Origin of the sequence: Armatimonas sp. (assembly GCF_043760365.1) — a bacterium.
Lineage (GTDB): Bacteria > Armatimonadota > Armatimonadia > Armatimonadales > Armatimonadaceae > Armatimonas.
Map to the genome: position 1 here is coordinate 1 of NZ_JAYUPA010000279.1, position 5,586 is coordinate 5,586.

6 protein-coding genes and 1 pseudogene are annotated in these 5,586 nt (G+C 58.1%); all 7 read right to left on the reverse strand.

Annotated features, from left to right (window positions below; genetic code table 11):
* Positions 1 to 683, reverse strand: a 683-nt coding sequence (locus ACH2EH_RS06660; protein ID WP_395140119.1) for an anhydro-N-acetylmuramic acid kinase, incomplete at its 3' end; no start/stop codon positions are given.
* A complete protein-coding gene (locus ACH2EH_RS06665; protein WP_395140121.1) occupies positions 680 to 1,663 on the reverse strand; it encodes a glycosyltransferase family 4 protein in 984 nt (327 codons plus the stop codon). The genes ACH2EH_RS06660 and ACH2EH_RS06665, both read right to left, overlap by 4 nt.
* 5 nt (positions 1,664 to 1,668) lie before the next feature.
* On the reverse strand, positions 1,669 to 2,235 hold the full coding sequence (locus ACH2EH_RS06670; RefSeq protein WP_395140123.1) for a DUF421 domain-containing protein: 567 nt from the start codon (positions 2,233 to 2,235) through the stop codon (positions 1,669 to 1,671).
* Between the two features lie 63 nt (positions 2,236 to 2,298).
* Positions 2,299 to 2,850, reverse strand: a complete 552-nt coding sequence (gene frr, locus ACH2EH_RS06675) for a ribosome recycling factor (protein ID WP_395140125.1) — start codon at positions 2,848 to 2,850, stop codon at positions 2,299 to 2,301.
* Positions 2,847 to 3,578 (reverse strand): UMP kinase, encoded by a 732-nt coding sequence (gene pyrH / locus ACH2EH_RS06680; protein WP_395140127.1) that lies wholly within the window; start codon positions 3,576 to 3,578, stop codon positions 2,847 to 2,849. Before pyrH ends, frr begins: the two co-directional genes overlap by 4 nt.
* A gap of 9 nt (positions 3,579 to 3,587) precedes the next feature.
* Positions 3,588 to 4,454, reverse strand: coding sequence for a translation elongation factor Ts (gene tsf, locus ACH2EH_RS06685; protein ID WP_395140129.1), 867 nt, complete (start codon positions 4,452 to 4,454; stop codon positions 3,588 to 3,590).
* Positions 4,455 to 4,838: 384 nt separating this feature from the next.
* Positions 4,839 to 5,537, reverse strand: a pseudogene (gene rpsB, locus ACH2EH_RS06690) (30S ribosomal protein S2); the annotation flags it as partial.
* Positions 5,538 to 5,586 lie beyond the last annotated feature (49 nt).

Genomic DNA, 5,586 nt, shown 5'->3' on the forward strand with positions numbered 1-5,586 from the left:
CTGAGAGCGAGTTTGCCGTCGAGGTCACAGCGCAGACGTCCCTGGCTGGCCCATTGTGCGGCGCGGTCAATGAGCATGTTGCCCGGCCCCGTGTCGAAACCAAGCACTTGCTCCGATTTAGCATCCGGCAGGAGATAGGTGACGTTGCCGATCCCGCCGATGTTCTGAATGGCACGCGCCTTAGTCGGATGCGTCAGCAAGCACCAGTCCACATAGGGCACGAGCGGCGCCCCCTGGCCCCCCACGGCAACATCAGCGCTCCGAAAGTCCGAGACAACGGGGCAGTTCAGGCGCTGTGCGAGAGTCGCCGCACTGCCTATTTGAAGCGTGGCACGTGTACCAGGCATGTGCGAGATGGTTTGGCCGTGGCTGGCGATGGCATCTACGGCCCCCACCCCCAGCGCCTCGACGGCGTCCGCAAATAGCTCGGCAAGTGCAACGGAGACTCTTGAAACTTCCTCGGCGTTGCCTGCGCCGTGGCTCAGTGCGAGCACACAGTGTCGCAGGTCATCGGGAATGGGGTGCTCGATAGACTTCAGAAGCTCCACTTTGGTCGTGCGGCCACTGCCGGAGATTCGAACCAGCGCGACGTCTACACCATCCACACTGGTTCCACTCATCAGGCCAACCAGCAGGCGCTCGTGTTTGTTGGCGTAGTCAGTATAAAACGCAGCGGGACTCATAGGATTAATTCTAGCAGGTGTTTGACAAATCCCGCGAACCCGAAGCGCTCCTGGGCGGCACGGGCGGCGTTTTCTCCGAGCCGCTGCCGCTCTTGCGTATCTTCCCAGAGCTGAGTAAGTGCGTCGCGGAGCGCACCTTCGTCGTGCGGGGGCACCAGTACAGCGGTCTGATTCTCGTCAATGTAGTCAGTGACACCCGGGATGCGGCTCACAATGCAGGCTTTCTTGGCGGCCATGGCGCGCAGGAGCACGGTCTGCCCCGACGAAAACCCGGTGGGATGCAGTGGGATCAGATGCAGGGTTGCCGATGCGATAAGTGCATTGGTCGTGTGGTGATCCGTGTTGAAGTGCACCGTCACATTGGGCGGCGGCGGCACTCCTCCAAATGGCGTGTCATCTGCAGCAACCACCGTCACGGGAATCACCAGCCCCTCGACGGCGCGAAAGAGTGTCGCATAGTCGCGGTTCGACTGGCCCAGTGCCAGAGCAAAGCCGCCCTCCGTGGGCTCAGGCACATCACTTGGCGCAGCCCAGGGTGTTGGAAAAAAAACAAAGCGCTCCGCCGGGAGCTTGAGCAGTTCTGCATACGCATCGCGCTCCGCCGATGAGAAACACACGATCTTGGTGGCATCAGCGAGCAGTGGACGGATCAGAGGAAGCAGTGTGCGAGCCGCGCCTTTTAGAATCGGCCCTACCACAATCACTGGGGTTCGGGTGCGCTGGAGCCGCCGTAACAACAACACCGCGAGAGTGCAACGTAGCTCCCAGGCGAAGACGACATCATAGTGTGCCAGCTTGTAGCCACGCCCGAGCAGGCAGAAAAACTCGGCCAGATACGGCGGCAGCTTACTGGCACGCGGCGTGAGATCGGCGTTGGGTTCAGGCGCAGCAAAGAGCAGATCCCCCGTATAGCCCTCCGGTAAGTGCTCAAAAAGCCAGCTTCCCCGATCACGCCAGGGAATTGCAAAAGCAAGACGCATACTCTCTATTGTGGCGCTTGCATGCGAATTTCTTCGACCACACAGTCCTCGCGACTCACTGGTATCGGTGCATCCGTGCGGATAATACTAATCTTGCCATCAAGCTCAAGCACCGCGAAACGAACTTCAGAGACCGACGCGATACCTTGTTCGCGAAACGCGGTGAGGAGGTCGTTGATCGCCACACTCTCTTTGCGCATGGCATTGTCCAGCACTTTGCCGTCGTGAACCAGCAGTGTCGGGGAGCCTTCGAGAAGCTTGCGAAGCCGGGGCGAGCGAGTCGTGATTTTATTGAGTGCCCACGAGAGAGTCAACAGCACCGCCACGCCCGCAAACGAGCCCCCGATGGAGTTGTCCTCACCAATCATCGCGTTCTGCACGACATTGGAGATCAGAAGCAGGATCAGAAAATCAAAAAGAGTGGCCTGTCCCAGCTCGCGCTTGCCCGAGAAACGAAATGCAACCAGGAGAAATCCATAGACCACCAGCGGTCTAAACAGTTTCTCCCCCCAGGAGATGTGCGGGAGGAGCATGGGGCCAATGTCCCACGCCTGCGGTAAAAGAGTACCCATACTCTATTATTGCACGGATTACCCGCCCGAAACGAGCGCCCCGTGAACGAGGCGGGGTTAGGGTTAGTTATCAAGTAGCTCGGACTCTTTGGCTTTGGTCATTGCCTCAAGCTCGGCGACGTACTTATCTAGAAACTTCTGGACATCTTTTTCGGCGCGCTTGGCCTCATCCTCAGTCACTTCGTCGTCTTTTTTAAGGTGCTCGTTGGCATCGCGGCGGATGTTACGCAGCGCCACACGGCCCGCTTCGGCCTTTCCGGCGAGCTGCTTGACAAACTCCTTGCGCCGCTCCGTGGTGAGAGCGGGGATGTTTAAGCGAATTCGGACACCATCACTGTTGGGGTTCAGGCCCAGTGAACTATTCGTGATCGCTTTTTCAATCAGCGGCATCGCAGCCTTATCCCAGGGCTCGATCAGGAGCACACGTGGCTCGGGCGAGCTAATATTAGCCAAGTCGCGGACATTCATCGGTGTGCCGTAGTAGTCTATCTTCAGGCCATCCAGCATTGCCGGGTTGGCGCGCCCTGTCCGCAGCGTGGCGTAGTCGGCGGCAGTGGACTCCAGCGTCTTGCCCATACGAACTTCCGTGTCTTTTAAGATGGTAGAAACACTCACGATTGACTCCTCTCGACCAGCGTCCCGATGGGCTCTCCGAGCACCGCACGCTGGATATTGCCGGCAACATTCATGTCGAAGACAATGATCGGCAAGTTATGTTCCATACAGTGCGTAAATGCCGTCAGATCCATTACTCGCAGCTTTTTATCCAGCGCTTCCTCAAATGTCAGGCTCTTGTAGGGCTTGGCATCGGCGTGAATGCGAGGATCTTTGTCGTAGACCGCATCGGTGCCATTTTTAGCCATGAGCACCACCTCAGCCTCAATCTCAACGGCACGCAGCGCGGACGCCGTATCGGTGGTGAAGTACGGATTGCCCGTGCCCCCTGCGAGAATGACCACACGGCCTTTCTCTAAGTGCCGAATGGCGCGGCGGCGGATAAAGGGCTCCGCGACCTGGGGAATGGGAATCGCGGTCTGAACGCGGGTGTCCACGGAGCACTTCTCCAGGGCATCTTGCAGGGCCATGGCATTGATCACCGTGGCGAGCATCCCCATGTAGTCAGCCTGGGCACGGTCCATCCCCTGCTTCTCCCCCACGGAGCCACGCAGGATATTCCCGCCTCCCACTACAATGGCGATCTGGGTACCACCGGCCTGAATCTCAGCCAGCTCCAAGGCGATTTTTTGAATCGTCTCCGGCTCGATACCATAGCCCTGATCACCGGCGAAGGCTTCGCCAGAGAGCTTGAGCAGAACTCGATTGTAGTGAGGGCGGGATTCCATCGGTTACGCTTACCCTTCGGCCTTCTTAACGTTCTCCCCGACCTGGAAACAGGCGAAGCGAACGATAGAGGCACCGGCGGTCTCTTTCACAAGCTGACCGACCGTTTTCTTATCGTCGCGGATGTAGGGCTGGTTGAGCAAGACGATCTCGCCAAGAAACTTATTGAGACGGCCCTGAACAGCGCCCTCGATCACCTGTGCGGGCTTACCCGCCATCTTTGGATCGGCCTGGGTCTGCTCGGTGAGGATCGCCTTCTCTTTGGCAACGGTTACGGCATCCACATCCGCCGCCGTTAGGAAACGGGGCTTGGAGAAGCTGATATGCATCGCCACTTCACGTCCCAGCTCGGCAACATCCGTGCCCGAGAGCTCGATCAGCACGCCGATCTTGCCACCGTCGGTGGAGGGTCCCCCCGGATTGTGCACATAGCTCACCAGAGTGTTGCCCGGCGCAGCATTGAAGCGCGTGAGCCGTCCAAAGACAATCTTCTCGCCGATGGTGCGCACCGTCTCGTCGAAAAAGCCCTTCAGACCGGGATCGCCCAGAACATCGTCGGGGGTGCTGCCCTTGCCCACTGCGCTCTTCTCAGCCAATAGTCGCGCAAGTGCCTTGAAGTCATCGTTGCGTGCAACAAAATCGGTCTCGGAGTTCAGCTCGACAAGCGCACCATCGGTGCCACCGTCGCTGATATAGGCCATGACCAGACCTTCGCCTGCCACACGGTCGCCCTTGTCCTTGACGCCCTTTTTGCGAAGCAGCTCAACAGCCGCCTCAAGGTCGCCATCGGTCTCGCTCAGCGCCCTCTTACACTCCATCATTCCAAGGCCGGTGCGCTCGCGGAGCTGCGCCACCATGCCCGCTGTAATTGCAGCCATTTTCTTTTTTGGTTCCTTTCGGTTGAACAGAGCAAAGGGTAGGGTTTGTGCCCTACCCTCGCGGAAAACTCTATCGCCCAGGAGGGGGTAGATTGTTAAAGACTACTCGGTGTCGGCCTTTACAGCCTCAGCGACTTCAGCGACAAGCACTTCGGTGCTGGCTTCAGCAACTACAGGCACTTCGGTGCTGACTTCAGCAACTTCCGTCACTTCAGCCTTTGTCTCACTCGCCAGAGCATCGGCAAAGAGATCATCCGCATCGGCGACAACGGGCTTACCTTCATTGTCGTAGTCGAAGCCAGCCCCCTTCTCGTCTTCTGCGAGCTGCCGGACACGATCCGCCGTCGCGGCATCCACTCCAAAGGCGGCGGCAAGATCCCCCGTGGGAACCTCGTCCCACTCCTCTTGCTTCACTTCCACAATCGCCTCGGCGATCTTATTGGTAATGAGCTTGATGGCGCGAATGGCATCGTCGTTGCCGGGAATGATGTAGTCCACATCGTCTGGGTCGCAGTTCGTATCCACGATCGCAACAATCGGAATACCAAGCGCCTTGGCTTCCTGAACCGCGATATGCTCTTTTTTCAGGTCCACAATAAAGAGGCAAGAAGGAATGCGAGGCATGTCCTTGATACCGCCTAAGTAGCGCTCCAGCTTCTCGTACTCTTCCGTCAGCAGTGCGGCCTCTTTCTTGGTGAGGCGCAGGAGCGTGCCGTCGTCGGTCATCTCCTTAAGCTGGCGCAGACGTGCAATTCGCTTCTGAATTGTGGTGAAGTTGGTGAGCATACCGCCCAGCCAGCGCTGATTCACGAAGTACTGGCGGGAGCGCACGGCGGCTTCTTGTACGGCATCGGAGGCTTGCTTCTTGGTGCCGACAAACAGAATCGTGCCGCCATCGGAGACAATGTCCTGGATGAACTTCTGGGCATCATCAAAGAGCTTCAGGCTCTGGTGCAGGTCAATGATATAGATCCCATTGCGGCTTCCGTAGATGTAGCGCTTCATCTTGGGATTCCAGCGACGGGTCTGATGACCGAAGTGGACGCCTGCTTCGAGCAGGTCTTTCATGGCAATAGTGGCCATAGGTTCTCTAGTTCCTTCTCGGTTTCTCCTCCTCTGATCCGCCCTTTTG

Excerpts from the sequence above, each read along its gene's own strand:
- ACH2EH_RS06665 (WP_395140121.1), bottom strand. The coding sequence starts at position 1,663 with ATGCGTCTTGCTTTTGCAATTCCCTGGCGTGATCGGGGAAGCTGGCTT.
- ACH2EH_RS06670 (WP_395140123.1), bottom strand. The coding sequence starts at position 2,235 with ATGGGTACTCTTTTACCGCAGGCGTGGGACATTGGCCCCATGCTCCTC.
- pyrH (WP_395140127.1), bottom strand. The coding sequence starts at position 3,578 with ATGGAATCCCGCCCTCACTACAATCGAGTTCTGCTCAAGCTCTCTGGC.
- tsf (WP_395140129.1), bottom strand. The coding sequence starts at position 4,454 with ATGGCTGCAATTACAGCGGGCATGGTGGCGCAGCTCCGCGAGCGCACC.